Origin of the sequence: Pantoea sp. OVA07A, assembly GCF_019969975.1 — a bacterium.
GTDB lineage: Bacteria > Pseudomonadota > Gammaproteobacteria > Enterobacterales > Enterobacteriaceae > Pantoea > Pantoea agglomerans.
Genome location: NZ_JAHXYM010000001.1, coordinates 748,084 through 770,073, shown reverse-complemented (window position 1 = coordinate 770,073; position 21,990 = coordinate 748,084). Strand labels below are relative to the sequence as shown.

The window sequence follows — 21,990 nt, the reverse complement described above, 5'->3', positions numbered from 1 at the left end:
GTTCTGTTTATTTCACACCCTCTAACTTTGCTGCTCGTGCATACGATGGTGGCTATCGAATCTTTAAACTTTCAGCATATACCGCTGCCGTTACCTTAACTTTGGACATGTACGCATTCATATGAGTGGATATCAGGTATGGAACTCGGCGGGGGCCCTTGTAATCGATTCAGATTTTAAGGGAACCTATTATCAGGACGCGGTTAATTATGCAGGCATCACCGATATCGGTTACTACGATATCTCATGCCAATTGGGAAACTCAACTGACATGGGGCACGTAAGCGCCAGCGTTCCACTTGATGATAGCCTGCGATGGTTTAAACCAAATAATAACGCGAAAATGTTTTTCACCGGCCCAGACTGGATGACTGCCAATGCTGGTTCAATGGCGCGCACACGGAGCGACATGCCTGTAGAAAGCGGCTACAGAGATGTATTCAACTCAGCGGGACAGCTTGTCTGGTCTGCAGTGATGGCAGCAAAAATACCACGCATACTGGGATTCTTTGATGTGCCAGCAAACTTTGACTTAGATAACACGGTTTACTCCCAATACATAGGGACCAATACCTGGTTTCTTATTAGTTCTATTCCTGGTGGAAACATTTCTGATGATGGATCTGTAACTGGCTTTTCAGGTCCTTTCTTCAGATTTATTAATGGGACTTTGCAGTGCCAATGGGTGAACAAGAATCAGCAGTCATGGGCCAGTACGCTAAAGCCATACGGAATGCGTATCCCATACGGAATACTTTCAAATCTAAGTTAAAATATTGATCTACACGATCATTTTTCTGACTTGATTTTACTTAAATATAGCGGTGATATGCTTCCAATTATGGAGGCAATTATGCGTAAATTTCTAACGGCTTTGCTCATTGTTTTTTCAATAGTCGTACATGCAGACAATAAAATTACTTATCCTGAAAGGGCCGAAATCCTTCGGGTCGGTGGTGAGATTAATGTGGTCTATGACATATCCCGTGAAGGTAAAACGGAAAATATCAGGATCATAAGCGTTAATCCTAAATATTTTTTTGACCGTGATGTTAAAAGACAAATAGCAACATGGAATTACCCTAAAAATAACCCGCGAAAAGATGTTGCCTTGAGGGTCGTTTTTAAAGTGAATTGACGCAATCTAAGTCATGAGAACCCGGCCATTGTGCCGGGTTTTTTTATTGTCAGGAGACCTATATGCCAGCGGGCACTATCGCATTAACTAATAATTCCACAACTATTACTGGTACAGGTACCAATTTCTCAACAGAGTTGAATGTTAACGATTTCCTGGTAGCAATTGTTGGCGGCGTGACTTATACGCTGGGCGTACAGTCAGTAAATTCGGCTACAAGCCTCACGCTGATCACTGCTTACAATGGACCCACAGCAACAGGTGTAGCGTGGACAGCCGTGCCTAACGCAGCGCTGGTAGGCATAACAGCTCAGGTTGCAGCTGATGTTGCTAAGGCAATTCGTGGGCTTAATCTCGACAAAGCTAACTGGCAGCAGGTATACAGTGCATCGGGAAATATTACTGTTACTCTCCCGGATGGCAGCCAGTATAACGGACCATCATGGAACGCCGTCGCTACTTCCGTCACCGGGAAAATGGATAAAAGCCAGAACCTGGCAGACCTTTCTGATAAAGCTGAGGCTAGAAAAATCCTAGGCGTAGCTTATGGAACTAAAGAGGGCACCGTAGCCCAAGGCAATGACTCCCGGTTAACCAGCGTAGATGGCAAATCTGGGGGACTCATTTCCGGAAGCGTGACCATTAACATTGGGTCTTTTTTCTGTGGTTATGGTGCCGATTTTGGATTTAATAAAACAGCGGCCGGAGCGGTTGTTGGATCAGGTACAACGCGAAATCTCTTTGCACGATGCAACAACAATGCCTCTCAACGCTGGGAGATGGACTGTTTCGATAATGGCTCGGATATTCAGGCGCGGCTGGTAGCATTCAACGGCGGCGATTTTAATGCCTTTTATGCAGGCGTCACTGGCTGTGGTGACTCTAAAAGAGGTGCATTTGCATATGTAAGCTCGGATAGAGCACTTAAAGAAAATATTCAGGACAGCGATAAAGCCGGAGCATGGGACAGGTTAAGCAAAATCAAAACCCGAGACTTTAACTGGAAATCAGATGGCAGAGCGGATCGGGGATTTATCGCACAGGAACTGGCTAAAGTAGATAATAAATACGCTTATACGCCAGCCGGGTCGCCGATAATGGGCGTTTCTGACAGAGCCATTATGGCAGATATTCTGGATGTGCTCGTGGATGCGAAAACAGCAATCCAGAAACGCGATGACTTAATCAGTGAACTGCAAAAGCGTATGAAAGCTATTGATGGCCTGGATGCGTAAAAAACCCCGGCGACGGGGAAGTTTTTTAAATCGCGCCGATCTGTGCAGGCTGCGGGTATGATTTGAGATTAGTCACTTACCATAGCAATCGCCAACCAAAAAAACCTTTTGCCTCAAGCCCTTTACAAATCTGTGTACCCGCGCGCCTTGATCAAATCTACCGATCGATATTACTGTTTATCCATACAGTATTTGTCAGAGGAGGATTAATTATGCCGCGTGACTATGAAATCAAACATGCATTTATGAACGCTATGAGGCGAGAGCCGGGTCAAGGCGTTATTGTAACTACTCAGGAGTTTGTCCGTCAGCTGGAGCTGCTTAACTGGCACTTCAGCCTGCGTGAGGCTAACCAGTGGATAAAGGTCAACACGGTAACGTTTCGCGACGCCTCGACTCAGGAGGGTGAAGCGAAAACTTACAAGCAGTTCAACCCGAACGGGGGAATCTGAAAGTGGGCTTTCCATCACCGGCAAATGATTACGTTGAAGGCCGCATAGACCTGAACAAACTGCTGATGCCTCACCCTGCCCACATGCTGATGATTGAGACACCGGGCGGATTCGCTATTGTGGACAGAACGGTTCAAGGAAAAGTTGGCGACCAGATTGCATTTCAGCTTAGAGATTATTGTCAGCTGGGTAAACTGTTCAGGACAGGGATTATAACGCAGGACGGTGAGAAGATCGACGGAGAGGGCATGGAAGGGATTATCGTGCTGGGGAAGGTCACGGCCGAGATCATTGCTGTGTATGAGTGCTGTAGGCCGACCATCTAAAAAATGCCCGCACATTTGCGGGCATCTCCATTAACGGTTAGAAATGTACAAAGTCACTTCCAGACCTAAGCGCATATCAATAAATGCTGGCTTCTTCCACATAGCAATTCCCTCCTAAAAGTAAAATACCACCCAATTATACTTCAAAAAATCAAAGCTAAATTGAGTACATAAATGAGTACAATATTTTTCATGACTCATTCTGCGATATCCTAATAAATATAAAGATAACATAGAATTAGCCATGATTTTTAAAGGTGAAGTACATAGCTCTGTCTGTTCTGGATCTGCAGACCCGGCACGCTGCTGAGGTTTTCCGACAGGTTAACGCGCGGTGCTGCCTTTCGCATATCGTCGCCACTGACCACGCTCAGGGCTGCAGGCGTATCGAGTTCGTTAAGGCCCATTTCCGGCGGTGCCGCCGTGACGACCAGGGTATTGTCATTATCCGCCGCCGCCAGCAGCGGCAGCGGCAAAATGGCAGGCAACATCAACAGCGTCGCCTGGCGCAGAGAGATTATTTTCATTATATGTGGCCTGAAAAAAGAGAGGATATGAACCAGGTGGAACAATTTCCGCATATGGTAAGGGTTTGATGCGCTGGGGTACATCGTTTCGGGCTGGATTTTTTCTCTGTTTACCGCCAGGCTGGAATCCATCTTTTGCAGTGATCAGACGTCCGATTCACCCGGATGCAGACAAAAAACTCACGGGAGTCAGCATGAAACAACCTGAAGTGGCGGTTCTGGGATTAGGCGCAATGGGGCACGCATTTGCCGCCAACCTGCTGAAAAAAGGCTTTCACGTTCATGGCTGGAACCGCACCCGCGCGCGCGGCGAAGATCTGCTGGATGCGGGTTTGCAGCTGGCTGACTCGCCAGCTGAGGCGGTGCGTAAAGCAGATGTCGTGATCGCCATGCTGTCTGATGGCGACACCACTGAGCAGGTGCTGCATCAGGTCAAAGAGGCGTTTAAGCAGGGCGCGACGCTCTGCCAGATGGGCACCATCGGCGTAGAAAAAACCGACGCGCTAATCGCCTTTTTCGCAGAAAAACGCCCCGATTTGTTACTGATCGACGCGCCGGTCTCCGGCACCAAAGCACCAGCAGAGAATGCGCAGATTCTGGTGCTGGCCAGCGGCGATCAGAGCCGGGCGCAGGCGGCAGAAGCGGTATTTGCTGCCATTAGTAAAGGTACCCAGTGGCTGGGTGAGGCGGGAAAAAGCACCCGGATGAAGCTGGTCATCAACAGCTGGCTGATTGGCATGATGCAAAGCCTGGCGGAGAGTACCCGGCTGGCAGAGCAGTTCGGCTTTTCCACCGACGATCTCTGGCAGGTGCTGGAGGGCGGTCCGCTGGCCGCACCCTATGCAAAAATGAAGCTCGGGATGATCGCCAGCGACGACTTCACGCCGCAGATGCATCTGGTCTGGGCGCTGAAAGATGCCCGCCTGGCGCTGGATGCCGCAGAGACGCCGCTGCCGGCGCTGGAGAATATCGCCCAGCTCTGGCAGCAGGCGGTGGAGGCCGGACACGGTGAAGAGGATCTGGCGGTGATCTACCGCTACCTGAAGGCGCAATGAGTCAGCAGCATTTTGACTTCAGCACGCGTCCGCTGGTGCCGCTGGCGCACGATTACCTGCACGGTGCCAGCGAACCCTGGCACCAGCACGCCTGTGCCCAGCTGATCCACACCCTGAGCGGCGTGGTACGGGTGGAGACGGAGTATGGCAGCTGGATTGTGCCGCCGAGTCGCGGCGTCTGGCTGCCCGCATTTACCCGTCATGCGCTGCAGATTACCGGCAGTGTGGCGGCGCGCACGCTGTTTATCGATCCGCTGGCGCGCGCCGATCTGCCCGCCAGTTGTCAGGTGGTGCAAATCTCACCGCTGCTGCGCGAACTGATTGTCACGGCGCTGAGCCTGCCAGAGCGTTACGCCGCAGGCAGTCGGGCCGAGCGGGTGATGGAGTTGATTCTGGATGAAATCCGCGGCATGGACGTGCTGCCCTTTGCGCTGCCGACGCCCGACAGCCCCCGTTTACAGGCGCTGTGCGAGCTGATTCAGCAGACGCCCGGTGAGAGCTGGACGCTGCTGCGGGCCAGTGCCCACCTGAATGTCTCGGGCCGCACTCTGGCCCGCCATTTTATGCGCGAAACCGGCCTGCAGTTCAGCGACTGGGTGCGGCGCGCCCGACTGGCTATCGCCCTGACGCGACTGGCTCAGGGCGACTCCGTGCTGCGGGTGGCGCTGGAACTGGGCTATGAAAGCCCCAGCGCGTTTAGTGCGATGTTTCGTCGTCTGCTGGGCGTCTCTCCGACTGACTATTTTCCGCCTGCAGAAACTGGCCTGCCGCGCTGAGCAGCGCCTGCAGGGCGGCGCGGGCGGTGTCATTGTCGATACTTACTCCCCAGGCTCGCGCGCCACGGGCATCCACGCAGCTGATATAGGCCACCGAGCGGCTGTCACTGCGTCGTCCCAGCGTATGCTCGTGATAGTCCTCAATGGTCAGATGCAGATCAAACGCGCTGCGCAGGGCATTGACCGCCGCCGACAGCCAGCCGTTGCCGCTGCCGGTCAGCGTCAGCGATTGCGTCTGATACACCACGCTGGCGCTAATCTGCGTCTGCCCGCTGCTGTTACTCTGGCTGTCAGCCCGCTGTAAGGCCACCGCGGGCTGCGTGACGCCATACTGGCGGCAGAAGAGCTGCCACAGCGCGTAGTGCGTCATCTCTCCGCCGTGCCGGTCAGTCTCCTGCTGAACACAGCGGCTGAAATCCTGCTGCAGCGCTCGCGGCATTTGTAACCCGTGATTCTGCTCCAGCAGCCAGGCGGCCCCGCTTTTTCCCGACTGGCTGTTAACGCGGATCACCGCCTCATAGCTGCAGCCAATGTCGGCCGGGTCCAATGGCAGGTAGGGCATCTGCCACTCTGTTTCCTGCTGTTCGGCGCGGATGGCGAACCCTTTTTTAATCGCATCCTGATGAGAACCAGAGAAGGCGGTGAAGACCAGCTCGCCCGCATAGGGATGGCGCGGATGAACCGGCAGCTGGTTGCAGCGGGTTACCACTTCAATCACCTCATGCATCTGGCTGAAATCGAGCTGGGGCGAAACGCCCTGGGTATAGAGATTCAGCGCCAGCGTCACCAGATCCACATTGCCGGTGCGTTCACCGTTACCAAACAGACAGCCCTCGACCCGGTCAGCGCCCGCCAGCAGCGCCAGTTCTGCGCAGGCAACGCCGGTGCCGCGATCGTTGTGCGGATGCACGCTGATGCAGACGGCATCACGGCGGCTGAAGTGACGGCAGAAAAACTCAATCTGATCGGCATAAACGTTGGGTGTGTTCACCTCCACCGTGGCGGGAAGGTTAATGATCATCGGGCGCTGCGCGTCCGGTTGCCAGACATCGGCTACCGCCTCGCAGATCTCCAGCACAAACTCCGGCTCGGTAAAGCAGAAGGTCTCTGGCGAATATTCAAAGGTCCATTGAGTTTCCGGCTGGGCCTCGCATTCGGCGCGGATCTGCCGTGCACCAGCGGTGGCCAGCGCCACGATTTCCGCTTTGCTCTGTTTAAATACCCGCTCGCGAAACAGCGGCGCGGTGGCGTTATAGAGATGTACGATGGCGCGTGGCACACCCTGCAGCGCCACAAACGTGCGGGCAATCAGGTCCTCACGCGCCTGAGTCAGCACCTGTAACGTCACATCCTCCGGGATACGCTGCTGCTCAATCAGGTCACGGACGAAATCGAAATCCGTCTGCGACGCAGAGGGAAAGGCGACCTCGATCTCCCGGAACCCGCAGCGCAGCAGCAGATCCCAGAAGGCCATTTTGCGTTCCCGATCCATCGGTTCTGCCAGCGCCTGATTGCCGTCACGCAAATCGGTGGAGAGCCAGCGCGGCGCCTGGGTCAGCTGGCGTGAGGGCCACTGGCGATCGGGCAGGGTGATCAGCGGGGAGGGACGATATTTATCAGCGGGTCGGGTCAGCATAGGAGTCTCCTGTGGTTTTTTTACCAGTCTGCCGACACGCCTCCGGGTCCGCGCGCGCAGGGCTGACAACCTGACGCGCAAAAGTGACAATACCCAGCATGACCTGCATGACCTGCGTGGCCCTGCGTGCGCTCTGGTTTGGTGAATCCGCCGGGCAGGGTTAGCATGGTCGCCTGTTTATTTGGGTGGACTCATATGCTGATTTTTGACGGTCACAACGATCTGTTGCTTAACCTCTGGCTGCATCATCGTGATGCGCCCGCGCAGGCGTTTTATCAGGGGATTGAACGGGGCCACCTCGATTTTCCGCGCATTCAGCAGGGCGGGCTCGGCGGCGGGCTGTTTGCAATCTTTGTGCCTCCGCAGGAGTACATTGCCCGCACCGTTCCGGCACGTGCCGACGAGCCGTTTCAACCGCTTCAGATCATGTGGCAACAGCTTGAGATCCTGCAGCAGCTGGCTGATGCGTCAGGCGGGCGGGCGCGACTCTGCCGCAGCCATGACGAGATCGTCGCCTGCCGCGCCGCAGGCGTACTGGCGATGGTGGCACACATCGAAGGTGCTGATGCGCTGGATGAGGAGGGCGAGCAACTGCACGCCTTCTGGCAGGCGGGGGTGCGCAGCATCGGGCCATTCTGGAATCTGGCCAGCCGCTTTGGTGAAGGCGTCAGCGGCACCTTTCCTGGCTCGCCCGACACCGGGCCAGGCCTGACCCGCGCCGGAGAGAGGCTGATTCAGCAGGCGAGTGACCTGAAGATGATGATTGACGTGTCGCATATGAATGCAAAAGCCTTTTGGGACACCGCCCGGCTCTCCAGCGCGCCGCTGGTCGCCAGCCACTCCAACGCGCATGCTCTCTGTCCGCAGCCGCGTAATCTGACGGATGACCAGCTGGTGGCAATCCGCGACAGCGGCGGTCTGGTCGGCATTAATTTCGGCAACGCTTTTCTGCGCGCCGACGGTAAACGCGACGCTGACACGCCATTAACAGAAATTGTTAAGCATTGTGATCACTTGTTGAAGATAATGGGCAGCGACCATGTAGCCTTTGGCTCTGATTTCGACGGGATTACTCCTCCTGCAGCGCTGGGCGATGTCAGCGGATTGCCGCGATTGCTCGCCGCTTTTCAGGAAGCGGGCTATGATCAGACACTGACAGAGAAACTGGCATGGGGAAACTGGCAGCGGGTTTTACATCTGACCGGGCTGTGATAACAATTTCCTGATGTTCCGGGCTTGATCCTGACGCGCCATTGGCGCAACATCTGCCTGGAAATTGTGACGGCGGTCTCATTCAATGCCGGTCACACTGATTTCAGGCAGCTCATTTACTGTTAACCAAGAGGAAGTAACTCATGTGGAAAAAACCAACTTTCGTTGATATGCGTCTCGGTCTGGAAGTGACTCTCTACATCTCCAACCGTTAATCGTTCTGCCCGCCCTCTGAGCGGGCATTTTTTTTCAACTTCTGGTTTTCCTCTATGTTTATCAAAATCCTCGGTTCAGCCGCGGGCGGCGGGTTTCCGCAGTGGAACTGTAACTGCGCCAACTGCCACGGCGTGCGTAACGGCACGATCCAGGCCCAGGCACGCACGCAATCGTCGATTATCCTCAGCGATAACGGCGAAGATTGGGTGTTATGCAACGCTTCACCCGACATCAGCCAGCAGATCCTGCATACGCCAGAACTGACCCGCAAAGGGGTGTTACGCGGCACGGCGATCGGCGCGATTATCCTTACCGACAGCCAGATCGATCACACCACCGGGCTGCTGAGCCTGCGTGAGGGCTGTCCGCATCAGGTGTGGTGCACGCCGGAAGTGCATGGTGACCTCAGCACCGGCTTCCCGATATTTCCTATGCTCACCCACTGGAATGGAGGCTTACAGCACCGTCCCATTGCGCCACTGACGCCGTTCAGCGTCGATGTCTGTGATGATCTTCAGTTCACCGCGATTCCGATTATCAGTAATGCACCGCCTTACTCGCCGTATCGCGACCGGCCGCTGCCGGGCCATAACGTGGCGCTGTTTATTGAAAACCGCGCGAATGGCCAGACGCTGCTCTACGCGCCAGGCCTGGGCGAGCCGGATGCGGTGATCCTGCCGTGGCTGCAAAAAGCGGATTGCCTGCTGATTGATGGCACCGTCTGGCAGGATGATGAGCTGCTGACCACCGGCGTGGGACACAACACCGGCAAGGCGATGGGCCATCTGGCGCTGGCGGAAGAGCAGGGGCTGATGGCGCTGCTGGCATCGCTGCCGGCAAAACGCAAAATTCTGATCCACATTAACAACACCAATCCGATCCTTAACGAGCAATCACCGCAGCGTCAGTTTCTGACGGAGCAGGGAATAGAGGTGAGCTGGGACGGAATGGCGATCCACCTTCAGGGCTAAAACATGCAGATCACTGACACGCTGTCGCCGCAGGCTTTTGAACAGGCCCTGCGCGACAAAGGCGCTTACTACCATATCCATCACCCGTATCACATCGCGATGCATAACGGTCAGGCCACGCGCGAGCAGATTCAGGGCTGGGTGGCGAATCGCTTCTATTACCAGACCACCATTCCGCTGAAAGATGCGGCGATCATGGCCAACTGCCCCGATCCGGCTACCCGCCGTAAATGGGTGCAGCGCATCCTCGACCACGACGGCAGCAACGGCGAAGAGGGCGGCATTGAGGCCTGGCTGCGGCTGGGCGAGGCGGTCGGGCTGACGCGCGAAGAACTACTTTCAGAGCAGCATGTGCTACCAGGCGTGCGGTTTGCGGTGGATGCGTATATTAACTTTGCCCGCCGCGCCAACTGGCAGGAGGCAGCCTGCAGCTCACTCACCGAGCTGTTCGCCCCGCAGATCCACCAGTCACGGCTCGACAGCTGGCCGCAGCACTATCCGTGGATCAAAGAAGAGGGCTATTTCTACTTCCGCAGTCGTCTGGGTCAGGCGAACCGCGATGTGGAACATGGCCTGGCGCTGGCGCTGGAATATTTCACCACCGCTGAGACGCAGAACCGCATGCTGGAAATTTTGCAGTTTAAGCTCGATATTTTATGGAGCATGCTGGACGCCATGACCATGGCATACGAGCTGAAACGTCCGCCTTATCACACCGTGACTGATAAAGCGGCGTGGCACACCACCCGACTGGTATAACAGATGAATGAAAACTCGATTGCCGCGTTTCGTCGCGGCTACCGTATGCAGTGGGAAGCCGCCCAGGATACTCATGTGGTGCTCTATCCCGAAGGCATGGCGAAGCTGAACGAAACCGCCGCCGCCATCCTTGAACTGGTGGATGGCAAGCAGGATATCGCCGCGATTATCGCAACGCTGGATAGCCGTTTTCCGGAAGCGGGCGGCGTGGGTGCAGACGTTTTAGAGTTCCTGCAATCAGCCTATGAACAGAAGTGGATACAGTTCCGTGACCCCGCATAAACCTGACGTGAATCCGCCGCTCTGGCTGCTGGCCGAGCTGACCTATCGCTGTCCGCTGCAGTGTCCCTACTGCTCCAACCCGCTGGATTTCGCCCAGCAGGAGAAGGAGCTGACCACCGAGCAGTGGATTGAGGTGTTTCGTCAGGCGCGGGCGATGGGCAGCGTGCAGCTCGGATTCTCCGGCGGCGAGCCGCTGGTCCGTAAAGATCTGCCGGAGCTCATCAAAGCGGCGCGCGACCTCGGCTTCTACACCAACCTGATCACCTCGGGCATCGGCCTGACGGAGAAGAAGCTGGATGCGTTCAGCGAGGCGGGTCTGGATCATATCCAGATCAGCTTCCAGGCGAGTGACGAAACCCTGAATGCGGCGCTGGCCGGTTCGAAAAAAGCGTTTCAGCAGAAGCTGGAGATGGCGAAAGCGGTGAAAGCCCACGGCTATCCGATGGTGCTGAACTTTGTACTGCATCGCCATAACATCGACCAGATCGACAGGATCATCGATCTCTGCATTGAGCTGGAAGCGGATGACGTGGAACTGGCGACCTGTCAGTTCTACGGCTGGGCGCAGCTTAACCGTGAAGGCCTGCTGCCCACCCGCGAGCAGATCGCCCGCGCAGAGGCGGTGGTGAAAACCTACCGCGAGCGGATGAGCACCACCGGCAATCTGACCAACCTGCTGTTTGTGACGCCAGACTACTACGAAGAGCGCCCTAAGCCCTGCATGGGTGGCTGGGGCGCCATCTTCCTCAGCGTTACGCCAGAGGGCACCGCGCTGCCGTGCCACAGTGCGCGTCAGCTCCCGATAGAATTTCCCTCAGTGCTGACGCAAAGTCTGGACGATATCTGGTATAACTCATTCGGCTTCAACCGTTATCGCGGTTTTGACTGGATGCCAGAGCCATGCCGCTCCTGTGATGAGAAAGAGAAAGATTTTGGCGGCTGTCGCTGTCAGGCTTACATGCTGACCGGCAATGCCGACAACACCGATCCGGTCTGCAGCAAATCACCGCATCACGGCAAAATCCTTGACGCCCGGCGTGAGGCGGATTGCAGCGACATTAAAATTGGTCAGCTGCAGTTCCGTAACCGCAGCAACTCACAACTGATCTATAAAACACGGAACCTCTGATGAAAACGCGTTGCCTGGAGATAAACGGTCTGACGGTTGAACTGGTGCATCAGCCCGATGCCAGCCAGGCCGCCGCCCTGATTCAGGTGGGCGCGGGGAGTCACGACGAACCCGATCGCTGGCCCGGACTGGCGCATCTGCTGGAACATCTGCTGTTCACCGGCAGCACCGGCTGGCCTGATGAGGGCCGGTTGATGAGCTGGATTCAGACGCAGGGTGGCAGGGTTAACGCCACCACGCTGGCCCGGCGCAGCGCGTTCTTTTTTGAGGTCACGCCGTCGCTGCTGGCTGACGGGCTGGCGCGGCTGCAGGATATGGTCTGCCATCCGCTGCTTGATAATCAGGCAATCGGTCAGGAAGTGGCGGTGATTGATGCGGAATATCAGCTATTGCAGCGTCATCAGCCGTCACGCATTGAAGCGGCACTGCTGCACGCCGCCGCGTCACCTGCGGAATTCCACCGGTTCCATATTGGCAGCCGGGCGAGTTTTGGCGATGAGCTCTCTGCACTGCAGCGGGCGTTGCGCCAGTTCCACCAGCGCTACTACTTCGCCAGCAATATGCGGCTCTGGCTGCAGGGGCCACACTCACTGGATGAGCTGGAACAGCTGGCGCGTAACGTTGCTGCCGCGCTGCCCTCCGGTCAGTGGCGACAGGATCTGCCACCGCCGCAGCTGACCAGCGATACCTGCTGGCAGCTGGCAGAGACCGCACCTGGGGCGCTATGGCGCAGCTGGATACTGGATAACAGTGACGGTGTCACGTTATGGCGTGAATTTCTGCTGGATGAAGCACCCGGATCGCTGCTGGCTACTCTTCGTGAGCAGGGGCTGGCGGAGTCGCTGGAGCTGAAGTGGATCTATCAGGCGGGAGGCGCGCTCTGGCTGGCGCTGGGCGTTGAAACGCATCAACCCGAAACCGTTAATGTCTTGATCGACCGTTATCTGGATGCACTGCGCCAGACGAATGAGCCACAACATCAACACTACCACCAGCTGGCGCAGCAGCGATTCGTGACACTGTCACCAATGGAGCAGTTACGCCAGCGCGCAATCGGCTTTGCACCAGATGAAGCCGTGCCTGCGTTACAGCCGCTGCTGGCGCGTCTCACCGACGCGCCGGGCACGCTGCTGTTCTGCACGTCGCACCCGGCTGAGGAAACCCTTCAGACGCAGGGATTCAGCCTTGCGCTGACCGCCTGGCAGCCAGCCCCGTCTGAGGCGCTACCAGCGGCGCATTTCACATTCTATCCGTTCGAGACCGCCTTAACGTCTGAGCCGCTGCCCGCACAGGCGGTGGCATTGCCGCATCATCAGCCTGATGACCTGCAGGCGACGCTGATCCTGCGACCAGAGTTCTGGTCAACGTTCAGCGAAGCGGCAGGCGAAGCGCTGGGGCGGCGGTTACGTCCGCTGTTTGCCGCGTTGCGTCATCAGGGCGGCAACGGCAGCTGGCAGGAAGTGGAGGGCGTGTGGCAACTGACGCTACAACTGACGCCGGATGAGGCGGTGGCTGACCGGGCGCTGAGCCAGATTGTCGCCGCACTGACGCTGCCGGTTGAGGCGGCGCAGCCTTCTTCGGGGGAAAGCATCGCGATTCGTGCACTGTTGCGGCAGTTGCCCTGGCAGCTGGCCGCCACCATTACGCCACATTGCTGGCGGGCGGCGCTGAAAGGCGGCAACGCGGCACTGCATTCACTGATTGCCCGGCGGCTGAGCGCACTGTCGCTACCGGTTAATCCTGACACGCCGCCAAAGCGCATGACGACACAAACCGGTATGACGCGCCTGCCACACAGCAGCGCGGACAATGCTCTGCTGCTGTTTATCCCGCTGCATCGACCTGAACAGCTGGCGGCGCTACGCGCGCTGGCGCTGATCTACGAGCCGCGCTTTTTCCAGCGCTATCGCGTTGAGCAGCCTATCGGTTATGTGGTGAGCAGCCGCTATATGCGCTGTGCCGATGAAGATGGGGTACTGTTTGCGCTGCAGTCGCCCGATTACAGCGCGCTGTCACTGCTGCGCTACTGCCGCAACTTCCTGCGGTCACTGAACGAGACGCTGGCGGGTTACGATCTGGCGGCACTGAAAGCGCGTCTTCTGAGCCGGGAAGTGGATCAGCCACTGGCGTGCTTACGCGCAGACAATGGCCTGGCAGAACCGGATGCGGCGCAGATTGAGGCGCTGACACTTGCGGATCTGCAACAGCTTCACCGCACGCTGATTCAGGATCGCCGCCGCTGGCGGGTGCTGTTCACCGGCGGTGAAAATGTGTAGCGCCCGGTATAAAGTTGCTGAATTTATTTGAAAATTACCGACAAATCTCTTCACTGTCTATTCCGGGCGAACTGGACCACACTCAATTCACATTGTCCGCATAAGGAATTGACCGTGAAAAACTTCAAACGTATTGCACTGCCCCTGTTAGCCGCTGCCACCCTCTACGCCCCGTTGTCTCAGGCTGAGGCGATGCACTACCAGCTGAATCCTGAGCATACGTCGGTGATTGTTGCCTGGAACCACTTCGGCTTCTCAAACCCAACCGCTGATATCCCTGATGCAACCGGTAACCTGGTGTTTGATAAAGATCATCCAGAGGCATCACGCGTTGACGTGACCCTGCCAGTCAGCAAAATCGACAGCCACGTGGCTGCGCTGACCAAAGAATTCAAAGGCGCTGAGTACTTCGACACCGCTAAATATCCGACTGCGACCTTCCACAGCACCAAAGTGGTGGCGAAGGGCGACAACAAATTTGATGTTGAAGGCAACCTGACCCTGAAAGGGATCACCAAGCCAGTTACGCTGCACGCGACGCTGAACAAGCAGGGCGAGCATCCGATGGTGAAAAAGCAGGCGATTGGTTTTGATGCCACCGGCACCATCAAGCGTTCTGACTTCAAGCTGGACAAATATGTCCCAGCGGTAAGCGACGAGGTCACTCTGACTCTGTCTACTGAAGCCTACGCGAAGTAAGCTTTTTGGGGCGTAGCGGCTTGCAGCTATGCCCCTTATTCGTTTTTTCTGCGCCTTCTTCCCCTCTGAAATCTATTCTGCCCGCCTGTTTATCTGCCATAAAATAATCCGGATATCTCCTCATCAATTATCTTCTGAACGCTTTATCTGGCCCGGAACCGGGAAAAATGAGGCGAAAGTCACAAATTTGCAACAGCACGGAATAAGCCACTCTGTGCCGCTGTGTGGCGAAATAAAATTCAGATGCCTTCTGAGCTAACTCATTGATCTATATCGTTTCACTCTAATCGGCCTTCCCGCAAATAGTGTGATTTTGATCTCAAAAACCGCCGTTCAGACACCCCTGTCAATAACTCCGCCCAAAAAATACCGCTCGTAACTGTGATCTCCTCTGCAAATAGCAACCCCACGAACCGGAAGAATGGCCCTCAGCAGATTAAGACAGCGAGGTGAGGGAAATGCGAATTGGAATGGTGATCAGTGGCGGTGATGTAACCGGCATTAATAATTTTGTCTTCCAGTTAGGGCGTATGACGCAGGCGGAGATCGTGATATTTGATGGTGGCATTCCCGGCCTGCTGACAAATAACCATCGTGATATCAGCCAGCGTGATCTGCTCGACTTTTCAATTGCCTCAATTCCGGTTATGCAATCGGGACGCACGCAAAAGAAACTGGTGCGCAGCGAATATGAATGTATTGCCCGCCAGCTGAAAAACGCCCGTATTGACGTATTAATTATGGCGGGCGGAGACGGGTCGCTGCAATTTCTCCATACCCTGTCGGAGTCTGGCGTTAATTGTTTCGGCGTCGGCATGACTATCGATAATGATGTCTTCGGCAGTGATTACACCCTGGGTTTTTCCACCGCCTGCGAGCAGGTATTAAAAGAGGTCGCGAAACTGCGGAATACCGGGCGCGCCTTACCTGGCCGGGTATTTATGCTGGAGTTACTCGGCGGCTACTGCGGCGAATTAACCCTGCAGTCGGCGATTAAATCCAATGCGGACATTGCGCTGATCCCGGAGTGCCAGATTCCTTTGCCACAGCTGGCGCAGCGCATCACCCAGCGACTGGCAGAACAGAACAGCGTGATCATTCTCTGTTCAGAAGGCTACACCCGCGAATATTCGCCCGGTTTTCAGGGGGCTATCGACACCTTAATCAAACAGCTTGAGCCGCTTATTGGCGTACGCGTCCGTAAAACTATCCTCGGTTACGGGCTGCGGAATGGTGATCCCACCTGCGAAGAGATTTATCAGGGCACCATTATGGCCAGTGAAGTGGTGCGTTGTATTCAGTCAGGCATGCGGAATAAAGCGGTCATTATTAACGGCAGCAATAAACCGATTCCGATTGATTTAATAAGCATGCAAAAACGCCTGGTCGATATTGACGGGCACCATTACAAACTCGCTAAACAACTCAATATATTGTGAGGAGAAAACCATGCTGAAAATATTATGTGTCTGTGGTTGTGGCTTAGGATCCAGTTTTGCGATTGAGATGAGCGCAAAAGCGGTTTTAAAAAAACTGGAGATTGAGGCCGATATCGATCACACCACCATTTCAGAAGCGAATGCCTTTAAGTCGGACATGATTCTGACGCAAAAAGCCTTTGCCGATGTGTTAAATGCCGACGCCAGTCCGGAACAGATTAAGCGGGTCATTATTCTTAACCGGCTCACCGATAAAGCGGAAATAGAGCAGAAGATCCTGGCCTTTTTAAAAGAACGCAACGTAAAGGTCGCCGCCCATGAATAGTGTGATCGACTTCCTGGTAAAAGATCTGCTGGGGCAGGCGTCTATTCTGATCGCCTTTATTGCCCTGATTGGTCTGCTGCTGCAAAAGAAATCTGCAGGCAAGGTGGTGGAAGGCACCTTTAAAACCCTGCTCGGTTTTTTAATTATGATGGCGGGTATCAATATTATTGTGGGAACCCTGACGTTCCTCAATACCATTTTTACCCACGGCTTTGGCATGCGCGGCTATATCACCGATGTTGCCGCCATTGCCGGGCTGGCTAACCGTGAGCTGGGGTCTGAAGTGGCACTGACGCTGCTGGTGATCTTTATCGTCAATATCATCATCGCGCGACTGACGCCCTTTAAGTACATCTTCCTCACCGGCCAGGCCCTGCTGTGGATGGCGACGATTGGCGCGGTGATTGGCTATAAAGCGGGGCTGACCGGTCTGCCGCTGATCCTGACCGGCGGTATCTTTGGCGGGATCATGGCCGTGGTGATGCCTGCGCTGGCGCAGCCGGTGGTACGGCGTATTACCGATTCGGACGACGTTGCCCTGGGTCACTTCTGCACCATTGGTTATCTGGTCACTGCGGCGGTCGCCAAAGTGGTCGGCAAAGGATCGCGATCCACTGAAGATCTTAAGCTGCCCGATAACTTCAAGTTTCTGCAGGATACCTATCTGTCGATGGCGCTGGTGATGGTGCCGATGTACCTGATCCCCGCCGTGGCGGCCGGTCCGGCGTTTATCGCCCAGTACAGCAACGGCATGAACTACCTGATGTACGCCTTTATGCAGTCGATTCAGTTCGTGGCCGGAGTCTTTGTGCTCTACAGCGGCGTTCGTCTATTGCTGAACGAGCTGGTGCCTGCCTTCCGCGGTATCGCCATGCGTGTCGTGCCGGATGCCAAACCGGCGCTGGACTGCCCGGTGATGTTTCCCTATGCCCCGAACGCGGTGATTGTTGGCTTTCTCGCCACCACGCTCGGCTCAATTGTCGGCATGCTCGTCTTCCCGATGTTTGGTCTGGCGATGATCCTGCCTGGCCTGCTGACCAACTTCTTTGCCGGTGGCACCGCCGGGGTATTTGGTAATGCCATGGGCGGACGGCGCGGCGCGATGATCGGCGGCTTCGTCCACGGCCTCTTTATCACCATTCTGCCCGCCATCCTGGTGCCGATGCTGGAGAGCTATGGCTTCACCGGTGTGACCTTCAGTGACTCAGACGTTATCAGTACCGGCCTGGTGCTGGGCCACGCCTTCCAGAATAACTGGCTGTTCGTCGCTCTGTTTATTGCCTTTGTTACCGCGCTTGCCTGGTTTGTTAATGGCAAATCCACAAAACCTCAAGAGGAAAAAATCCATGAAACTTTATAACTTCGCCGATCTGTTACAGCTGGCTAAACAGCGCGACTTTAAAGCGGTGGGTTCTTTTAATCTTCACTGCCTGGAGATGCTGCCCGCCTATTTTAAAGCGGCAGAGAAAACCAATAGTCCGTTAATGATTCAGATCTCCACCGGCACGGCAAAATATCTCGGCCATAAATTACTGGTCGATGCCATTAAATCGCTGTCAGAGAGTATGAATGTCCCGACCTGTCTGCATCTCGATCACTGTTCCGATTTAGCGGCGATTCAGACCGCGATTGATGCCGGATTCAGTTCCGTGATGTATGACGGTTCCCATCTGTCAATTGAGGAGAATATTGCCAATACCCGCCGGGTGATTGATATGGCGCGCCCGCACAATGTTTCGGTAGAAGCCGAACTGGGTGCGATTGGCGGCTCGGAAGATGGTAAATGTGTGGAGATGGAGGCGATTGCGTTTACGCCGGTGGAAGATGCGCGCCGCTTTGTCGAAGAGACCGGCGTCGATATGCTGGCGATCTCCATCGGCACCGTGCATGGGCTTTACACCGGTAAAGCGCATATTCAGCATCAGCGGCTGGCAGATATCACGGCGGCAACCCACACGCCACTGGTGCTGCACGGCGGCACCGGCGTCAGCGATGAAGATATGCGGCTGGCGGTCAGCAGCGGTATTGAGAAGGTCAATGTCGGCACCGAAATGAATGTTCAGTGGGTGGCGCAGTGCAAATCGACCTTTGAAAAAGGCAAGGTCAATGACAGCGTGCGTAATTTCCTGGTGCCGGCCAATGATGCGGTAACCAGTGTGCTGGTAGAGAAGATGCAATTATTCCGGTAATCGCCCGTTTCGCCATCACCGGCTTATTGCGTCAAACCTTTTATAATTACCTATTAATCTGAGCCACCCCGACATGCTACGGGGCAGGAGAGCCTATGTTTGGATTCTTAAAAAAGTCTCCGGCTGTGGAACAACCCAGCGAGCAGCAGCAGGATCATCTGGCGGAATTAAGTCGCGAGAAAATAACGCAACTGGAGCAGCAGCTGGCTATTAATCCGCGTGATGGCGAAACGCAAAAACAATTAATGCTGGAATATAACCGGGCATTAAGCTTATTTGCGAAAAGCCGTCGCTATCGCAATGAAATTGATGCGCTGTTTGTCAAAATCGATGAATTACGCAATGTGGTTCGCCAGTCGATTTAAGGAGAGCTGATGACGATTAAGCAGTTATTGCAAGAGGCAAACGCCATTCAGATTGGTATCGACGCCACGGACTGGCGTCAGGTTATCGCGCTGGCTGCCGAACCCCTGGTCAGTGGCGGCTATCTCGATGCTTCTTATCCTGATGCGGTCATTGCCAATACGCTGGCCCATGGCGCTTACTACGTGTTTGAAGAGGGGATCGCCATTCCCCATGCGCGACCGGACGCGGGGGTGATCCGCGACTGTTTCAGTATGATTCTGTTGAATGAGCCGATCTCGTTTGAGGGCAGTGACAAAGCGGACATTGTGATTATGTTTGGTGCGCGTGACAGCAATGCCCATATCGAAGAGGGGATCCGCGCGATTGTGTCGCTGCTGGAAGATGAGGAAACGCTGGTCCGGTTACGTCAGGCCAGCAGTGTCGCGGAGGTCATCGATATCTTATGACGCAAAACATCCCCCCCAAACGCGTGGTGCTGGTTAACGGTATTCCGGCATCGGGTAAAAGCACCCTGACGCGCGTGCTGTCACAACACTTTAGCTGGCCGGTGCTGACGCTCGACAGCCTGAAAGAGCCGTTTATGCACGCTTTTGCGCCGGTCGATCGCCAGCGTAACCGGCAACTGGGCTGCGCGGCCTATCAGGCGATCTGGAACATCGTCGCGCAGGCTCCCGCCAGTCAGATCTGGCTGATCGACGCCTGGTTTGGGTTCCAGCCCCGTACGCTGCTGGAGCAGGGACTGAAACAGGCGGGCGTCGAAGAGGTGCTGGAGCTGTGGCTGAAGATTGAGCCGGAGGTGGCGGTGGCGCGCTATCAGGCGCGGCTGTCGCAGCGGCTGCCAGGCCATCCAGGGGCTGAGTATCTGCCGGAACTGCGCCAGCTGGCACAACAGGCCACTCCGATGGCGCTGGGCCAGGTGTATGAGGTTGATGCCTGCGTTCAGGATCACGCTGCCGTCATTCACTGGCTGCAGCAGCAACTGACCAGAACCCGCTACACTTCAGTTCATCATCAGAGGAGTGAGGAGTTGCAGGATGTCGTCGCCCCCTTATCTGCAAACCGGTGAAAGCGCCGTGCTCTACGACGGTGTCTGTAAGCTGTGCAACGGCTGGGTTCAGTTCCTGCTGCGTCACCATCTGGCGCGGCAGGTCCGTTTTGCCTCAGTGCAGAGCGAGCAGGGCAAAGCGCTGCTGCGCTGGGCCGGACTGCCGGAAGAGAACATCAGCACCATTGTCTACATTGCCGATAACCAGCACTGGCTGCGGGCACAAGCAGTGTTCCGCGTGATGCAGCACCTGCCGGCCCCGTGGCGCGGGCTGGCGGTGCTGCGCCACTTTCCCGACGCGATCAGTAATTTTGCCTATGACCGCATCGCGTTAAACCGCTATAAGCTGTTTGGGCGTTACAGCGCCCAGCACGCTATCCAACCCGATTATCCTGGTCGATTTCTGCATGAGGTGGAGCAGACGGTCACGGAAGGGTAAATACCGTCCGGCAACGGCTGTCGTCGCTCTGCCATTCCTCCGCGATATCACTTAATGGACGCGACCGGAAAGGAATGGTAAAACCGTGCGGTCCGGCGGCCTGCAGCATTTCCCCTATTGAGGCGATCAGTTCACGGTCTGGCACACTGCCCAGCCCGCTTCCCATCAGTGTTAGCCCGGATGAGCGCAGCAGCTTACTGTGCAGGGAAATCTCCTGCCCGCTCAGCGAACCAATCTGCACAAAGCGCACGATTTTTTCGCCACCCCGAACCGCCGCAGTCATGATCGCCAGTGCGCTCTCACCCCACAGATAATCCAGTACTACATCAACGCCCTCTGCCATCAGGGCGGGGAGTTCGGTGGGCAGCGCATCCAGCGTCAGAGTGATATCAGCACCCTCATTGTGCAACTGCTGCAGCGTTTCTCTGTTACGGCCGGTGGCAATGATTTTGCCTGCACCCAGCGCGCGGGCAATGCGGATCGCCAGGCGACCCGAAGTGCCGGTCGCGCCATTGATCAGCACGGTCTCGCCGGGGCGAAGTGCGGCCCGACGGGTCAGCGCTGTCCAGGAGGACATGCCCGGATTCGCGAGAGCTGCTGCCAGCACCGGATCAAGGCCAGAAGGCAGTGGGATGATGTGTTCTCTACTGACCACCGTCCGCTCGGCCATACTGCCCGAGGCGGAGTCAAAAGCCAGAAAGTAGACAGCCTCGCCGTTGTCGAGGTAGCCCGTTCCGTCAATGCCCGGAATAAACGGGAATTGCGAAACGGCGCTGTAGTGGTTGCCCGCCGCCCGGGCTTTCGCCAGCTGGCTGAGTGCTGCGGCTCTGACGGTGATCCGCTGCTGATGCTCACCGGCCTGGGGTTCCGGTCTGTCACCGTAGTGAGGTTTTGCGCCTGCCTGATCGATTATCGCTGCTTTCATGGTTGGTCTGCCTTCTGTCTGGGAGTTATTAGGTGTAAAGTACACACATTATTCCTGCCTCAGGATGGCGTCAATGAAAAGTGTGCAAAATACACATAAATACGATGCGCTGCATAATTGTCTGCTGACGATTGCAGGCGCGCTTAACCGCCCCCAGCGCGATATGGCGATGATTAAAGCGGCGGGTATTGAACTGGATCGGGCGCTGTTTCCGCTGCTGGTTCAGGTCAGCCGGTTCGGGCCGATCGGCGTAGGCGAACTGGCCGATCGGGTGGGGCGTGACTACAGCACGGTCAGCCGTCAGGTGGCGAAACTGGAGGAAACCGGGCTGGTCGTGCGGCAGAAAAATCAGCAGGACAAAAGGATTAACGAGGCAGCCATTACCGCAGATGGCCGGGCGATGACCGATAAAATCGATGCGCAGCGCGTGCAGGTCTATCAGCGCGTTTTCCGGCACTGGCCGGACAGCGATCGCGAGGCGCTGGAGCAACTGCTCAGCAGATTTGTTACCGATTTTACCCTCACGGAAGGTGACGAAAATGATGACAAGCATGATGCGGTTTAAGGGAAGAG

At 55.8% G+C, this 21,990-nt stretch carries 27 protein-coding genes and 1 pseudogene; 24 read left to right on the top strand and 4 right to left on the bottom strand.

All coding sequences use genetic code 11. The annotated features are described in order from the left end of the window. The first annotated feature begins 121 nt into the window (after nt 1-121). From LC417_RS03585 to LC417_RS03565, 5 genes are all read left to right on the top strand, one after another. Nucleotides 122-772 carry a hypothetical protein gene (locus tag LC417_RS03585; protein WP_223565471.1) on the top strand — a complete coding sequence of 217 codons (651 nt, stop codon included), beginning with the start codon at nt 122-124 and terminating at the stop codon, nt 770-772. An 81-nt stretch (nt 773-853) separates the two neighbouring features. Beyond that, a complete protein-coding gene (locus LC417_RS03580; protein WP_223565470.1) occupies nt 854-1,138 on the top strand; it encodes a TonB family protein in 285 nt (94 codons plus the stop codon). Between the two features lie 62 nt (nt 1,139-1,200). Then, nucleotides 1,201-2,373: a tail fiber domain-containing protein gene (locus LC417_RS03575; RefSeq protein WP_223565469.1), complete on the top strand. Its 1,173-nt coding sequence runs from the start codon at nt 1,201-1,203 to the stop codon at nt 2,371-2,373. Between the two features lie 212 nt (nt 2,374-2,585). Then, nucleotides 2,586-2,825 (top strand): DNA polymerase V, encoded by a 240-nt coding sequence (locus LC417_RS03570; RefSeq protein ID WP_187501001.1) that lies wholly within the window; start codon nt 2,586-2,588, stop codon nt 2,823-2,825. Nucleotides 2,826-2,827: 2 nt separating this feature from the next. Further along, the gene (locus LC417_RS03565) at nt 2,828-3,151 is read left to right on the top strand and encodes a phage repressor protein (RefSeq protein WP_223565468.1); all 324 of its coding nucleotides are present in this window, start codon (nt 2,828-2,830) and stop codon (nt 3,149-3,151) included. A gap of 30 nt (nt 3,152-3,181) precedes the next feature. Here the strand turns inward: LC417_RS03565 and pqqA (LC417_RS03560) are convergent, their stop codons facing one another. Together pqqA (LC417_RS03560) and LC417_RS03555 are read right to left on the bottom strand one after the other, a co-directional pair. Further along, the gene (pqqA, locus tag LC417_RS03560; protein ID WP_010245103.1) at nt 3,182-3,253 is read right to left on the bottom strand and encodes a pyrroloquinoline quinone precursor peptide PqqA; all 72 of its coding nucleotides are present in this window, start codon (nt 3,251-3,253) and stop codon (nt 3,182-3,184) included. A gap of 152 nt (nt 3,254-3,405) precedes the next feature. Next, a pseudogene (locus LC417_RS03555) lies at nt 3,406-3,678 on the bottom strand (TonB-dependent siderophore receptor); the annotation flags it as partial. Between the two features lie 68 nt (nt 3,679-3,746). Here LC417_RS03555 and LC417_RS03550 point away from each other — a divergent pair. Both LC417_RS03550 and LC417_RS03545 read left to right on the top strand, forming a co-directional pair. After that, nucleotides 3,747-4,733 carry an NAD(P)-dependent oxidoreductase gene (locus LC417_RS03550; RefSeq protein ID WP_255601827.1) on the top strand — a complete coding sequence of 329 codons (987 nt, stop codon included), beginning with the start codon at nt 3,747-3,749 and terminating at the stop codon, nt 4,731-4,733. After that, nucleotides 4,730-5,509 carry a helix-turn-helix domain-containing protein gene (locus LC417_RS03545; protein WP_010245094.1) on the top strand — a complete coding sequence of 260 codons (780 nt, stop codon included), beginning with the start codon at nt 4,730-4,732 and terminating at the stop codon, nt 5,507-5,509. The genes LC417_RS03550 and LC417_RS03545 overlap by 4 nt, the downstream gene beginning before the upstream one ends. Here LC417_RS03545 and leuA read toward each other — a convergent pair. Continuing rightward, nucleotides 5,430-7,145 carry a 2-isopropylmalate synthase gene (gene leuA, locus LC417_RS03540; RefSeq protein ID WP_223565466.1) on the bottom strand — a complete coding sequence of 572 codons (1,716 nt, stop codon included), beginning with the start codon at nt 7,143-7,145 and terminating at the stop codon, nt 5,430-5,432. The two genes, LC417_RS03545 and leuA, sit on opposite strands and share 80 nt — an antisense overlap. A gap of 195 nt (nt 7,146-7,340) precedes the next feature. On the opposite strand from leuA, the gene LC417_RS03535 reads away from it, so the two are divergent. From LC417_RS03535 to LC417_RS03460, 16 genes are all read left to right on the top strand, one after another. Further along, the gene (locus LC417_RS03535; protein WP_033767177.1) at nt 7,341-8,357 is read left to right on the top strand and encodes a dipeptidase; all 1,017 of its coding nucleotides are present in this window, start codon (nt 7,341-7,343) and stop codon (nt 8,355-8,357) included. Nucleotides 8,358-8,500: 143 nt separating this feature from the next. Continuing rightward, nucleotides 8,501-8,572: a pyrroloquinoline quinone precursor peptide PqqA gene (gene pqqA, locus LC417_RS03530; protein WP_010245082.1), complete on the top strand. Its 72-nt coding sequence runs from the start codon at nt 8,501-8,503 to the stop codon at nt 8,570-8,572. A 54-nt stretch (nt 8,573-8,626) separates the two neighbouring features. Further along, nucleotides 8,627-9,544, top strand: a complete 918-nt coding sequence (gene pqqB, locus LC417_RS03525) for a pyrroloquinoline quinone biosynthesis protein PqqB (RefSeq protein ID WP_061901461.1) — start codon at nt 8,627-8,629, stop codon at nt 9,542-9,544. Nucleotides 9,545-9,547: 3 nt separating this feature from the next. Beyond that, entirely contained in the window at nt 9,548-10,303 is a 756-nt protein-coding gene (gene pqqC / locus LC417_RS03520) for a pyrroloquinoline-quinone synthase PqqC (RefSeq protein ID WP_010245074.1), read from the top strand. A 3-nt stretch (nt 10,304-10,306) separates the two neighbouring features. Beyond that, a complete protein-coding gene (gene pqqD, locus LC417_RS03515; RefSeq protein WP_010245072.1) occupies nt 10,307-10,585 on the top strand; it encodes a pyrroloquinoline quinone biosynthesis peptide chaperone PqqD in 279 nt (92 codons plus the stop codon). After that, complete coding sequence (pqqE, locus tag LC417_RS03510) at nt 10,548-11,714, top strand: pyrroloquinoline quinone biosynthesis protein PqqE (RefSeq protein WP_161939645.1); 1,167 nt, start codon at nt 10,548-10,550, stop codon at nt 11,712-11,714. Before pqqD ends, pqqE begins: the two co-directional genes overlap by 38 nt. Continuing rightward, nucleotides 11,714-13,990, top strand: a complete 2,277-nt coding sequence (gene pqqF / locus LC417_RS03505; RefSeq protein WP_223565465.1) for a pyrroloquinoline quinone biosynthesis protein PqqF — start codon at nt 11,714-11,716, stop codon at nt 13,988-13,990. The genes pqqE and pqqF overlap by 1 nt, the downstream gene beginning before the upstream one ends. Nucleotides 13,991-14,104: 114 nt before the next feature. After that, entirely contained in the window at nt 14,105-14,689 is a 585-nt protein-coding gene (locus LC417_RS03500; RefSeq protein WP_010245067.1) for a YceI family protein, read from the top strand. Nucleotides 14,690-15,147: 458 nt separating this feature from the next. Beyond that, the gene (locus tag LC417_RS03495) at nt 15,148-16,128 is read left to right on the top strand and encodes a 6-phosphofructokinase (RefSeq protein ID WP_223565464.1); all 981 of its coding nucleotides are present in this window, start codon (nt 15,148-15,150) and stop codon (nt 16,126-16,128) included. A 10-nt stretch (nt 16,129-16,138) separates the two neighbouring features. Next, entirely contained in the window at nt 16,139-16,453 is a 315-nt protein-coding gene (locus LC417_RS03490) for a PTS sugar transporter subunit IIB (RefSeq protein WP_010245062.1), read from the top strand. After that, nucleotides 16,446-17,813 carry a PTS sugar transporter subunit IIC gene (locus LC417_RS03485; RefSeq protein WP_008925155.1) on the top strand — a complete coding sequence of 456 codons (1,368 nt, stop codon included), beginning with the start codon at nt 16,446-16,448 and terminating at the stop codon, nt 17,811-17,813. The genes LC417_RS03490 and LC417_RS03485 overlap by 8 nt, the downstream gene beginning before the upstream one ends. Then, the gene (locus LC417_RS03480; RefSeq protein WP_010670115.1) at nt 17,800-18,642 is read left to right on the top strand and encodes a class II fructose-bisphosphate aldolase; all 843 of its coding nucleotides are present in this window, start codon (nt 17,800-17,802) and stop codon (nt 18,640-18,642) included. The genes LC417_RS03485 and LC417_RS03480 overlap by 14 nt, the downstream gene beginning before the upstream one ends. 95 nt (nt 18,643-18,737) lie before the next feature. Beyond that, on the top strand, nt 18,738-19,007 hold the full coding sequence (locus LC417_RS03475; RefSeq protein ID WP_010245053.1) for a hypothetical protein: 270 nt from the start codon (nt 18,738-18,740) through the stop codon (nt 19,005-19,007). A gap of 9 nt (nt 19,008-19,016) precedes the next feature. Then, entirely contained in the window at nt 19,017-19,454 is a 438-nt protein-coding gene (locus tag LC417_RS03470; RefSeq protein ID WP_010245049.1) for a PTS sugar transporter subunit IIA, read from the top strand. Beyond that, on the top strand, nt 19,451-20,074 hold the full coding sequence (locus LC417_RS03465) for an AAA family ATPase (protein WP_223565463.1): 624 nt from the start codon (nt 19,451-19,453) through the stop codon (nt 20,072-20,074). Before LC417_RS03470 ends, LC417_RS03465 begins: the two co-directional genes overlap by 4 nt. Continuing rightward, the gene (locus LC417_RS03460) at nt 20,043-20,492 is read left to right on the top strand and encodes a thiol-disulfide oxidoreductase DCC family protein (RefSeq protein WP_033779212.1); all 450 of its coding nucleotides are present in this window, start codon (nt 20,043-20,045) and stop codon (nt 20,490-20,492) included. Before LC417_RS03465 ends, LC417_RS03460 begins: the two co-directional genes overlap by 32 nt. Here the strand turns inward: LC417_RS03460 and LC417_RS03455 are convergent. Continuing rightward, nucleotides 20,479-21,417, bottom strand: a complete 939-nt coding sequence (locus LC417_RS03455; protein WP_010670118.1) for a zinc-binding alcohol dehydrogenase family protein — start codon at nt 21,415-21,417, stop codon at nt 20,479-20,481. The genes LC417_RS03460 and LC417_RS03455 overlap by 14 nt on opposite strands. A 73-nt stretch (nt 21,418-21,490) precedes the next feature. On the opposite strand from LC417_RS03455, the gene LC417_RS03450 reads away from it, so the two are divergent. Next, nucleotides 21,491-21,982: a MarR family winged helix-turn-helix transcriptional regulator gene (locus tag LC417_RS03450; RefSeq protein ID WP_010670119.1), complete on the top strand. Its 492-nt coding sequence runs from the start codon at nt 21,491-21,493 to the stop codon at nt 21,980-21,982. Nucleotides 21,983-21,990: the final 8 nt, after the last annotated feature.

Bases quoted from the DNA above. Each gene is read 5' to 3' on its own strand.
- LC417_RS03455 (WP_010670118.1), bottom strand. From the start codon at position 21,417: ATGAAAGCAGCGATAATCGATCAGGCAGGCGCAAAACCTCACTACGGT.
- LC417_RS03535 (WP_033767177.1), top strand. From the start codon at position 7,341: ATGCTGATTTTTGACGGTCACAACGATCTGTTGCTTAACCTCTGGCTG.
- pqqF (WP_223565465.1), top strand. From the start codon at position 11,714: ATGAAAACGCGTTGCCTGGAGATAAACGGTCTGACGGTTGAACTGGTG.
- LC417_RS03570 (WP_187501001.1), top strand. From the start codon at position 2,586: ATGCCGCGTGACTATGAAATCAAACATGCATTTATGAACGCTATGAGG.
- LC417_RS03575 (WP_223565469.1), top strand. From the start codon at position 1,201: ATGCCAGCGGGCACTATCGCATTAACTAATAATTCCACAACTATTACT.
- LC417_RS03465 (WP_223565463.1), top strand. From the start codon at position 19,451: ATGACGCAAAACATCCCCCCCAAACGCGTGGTGCTGGTTAACGGTATT.
- LC417_RS03545 (WP_010245094.1), top strand. From the start codon at position 4,730: ATGAGTCAGCAGCATTTTGACTTCAGCACGCGTCCGCTGGTGCCGCTG.
- LC417_RS03580 (WP_223565470.1), top strand. From the start codon at position 854: ATGCGTAAATTTCTAACGGCTTTGCTCATTGTTTTTTCAATAGTCGTA.
- LC417_RS03585 (WP_223565471.1), top strand. From the start codon at position 122: ATGAGTGGATATCAGGTATGGAACTCGGCGGGGGCCCTTGTAATCGAT.
- LC417_RS03460 (WP_033779212.1), top strand. From the start codon at position 20,043: ATGTCGTCGCCCCCTTATCTGCAAACCGGTGAAAGCGCCGTGCTCTAC.
- pqqE (WP_161939645.1), top strand. From the start codon at position 10,548: ATGAACAGAAGTGGATACAGTTCCGTGACCCCGCATAAACCTGACGTG.
- LC417_RS03490 (WP_010245062.1), top strand. From the start codon at position 16,139: ATGCTGAAAATATTATGTGTCTGTGGTTGTGGCTTAGGATCCAGTTTT.
- pqqB (WP_061901461.1), top strand. From the start codon at position 8,627: ATGTTTATCAAAATCCTCGGTTCAGCCGCGGGCGGCGGGTTTCCGCAG.
- LC417_RS03450 (WP_010670119.1), top strand. From the start codon at position 21,491: ATGAAAAGTGTGCAAAATACACATAAATACGATGCGCTGCATAATTGT.
- LC417_RS03480 (WP_010670115.1), top strand. From the start codon at position 17,800: ATGAAACTTTATAACTTCGCCGATCTGTTACAGCTGGCTAAACAGCGC.
- pqqC (WP_010245074.1), top strand. From the start codon at position 9,548: ATGCAGATCACTGACACGCTGTCGCCGCAGGCTTTTGAACAGGCCCTG.
- pqqD (WP_010245072.1), top strand. From the start codon at position 10,307: ATGAATGAAAACTCGATTGCCGCGTTTCGTCGCGGCTACCGTATGCAG.
- leuA (WP_223565466.1), bottom strand. From the start codon at position 7,145: ATGCTGACCCGACCCGCTGATAAATATCGTCCCTCCCCGCTGATCACC.
- LC417_RS03475 (WP_010245053.1), top strand. From the start codon at position 18,738: ATGTTTGGATTCTTAAAAAAGTCTCCGGCTGTGGAACAACCCAGCGAG.
- LC417_RS03470 (WP_010245049.1), top strand. From the start codon at position 19,017: ATGACGATTAAGCAGTTATTGCAAGAGGCAAACGCCATTCAGATTGGT.
- LC417_RS03485 (WP_008925155.1), top strand. From the start codon at position 16,446: ATGAATAGTGTGATCGACTTCCTGGTAAAAGATCTGCTGGGGCAGGCG.
- LC417_RS03495 (WP_223565464.1), top strand. From the start codon at position 15,148: ATGCGAATTGGAATGGTGATCAGTGGCGGTGATGTAACCGGCATTAAT.
- LC417_RS03550 (WP_255601827.1), top strand. From the start codon at position 3,747: ATGCGCTGGGGTACATCGTTTCGGGCTGGATTTTTTCTCTGTTTACCG.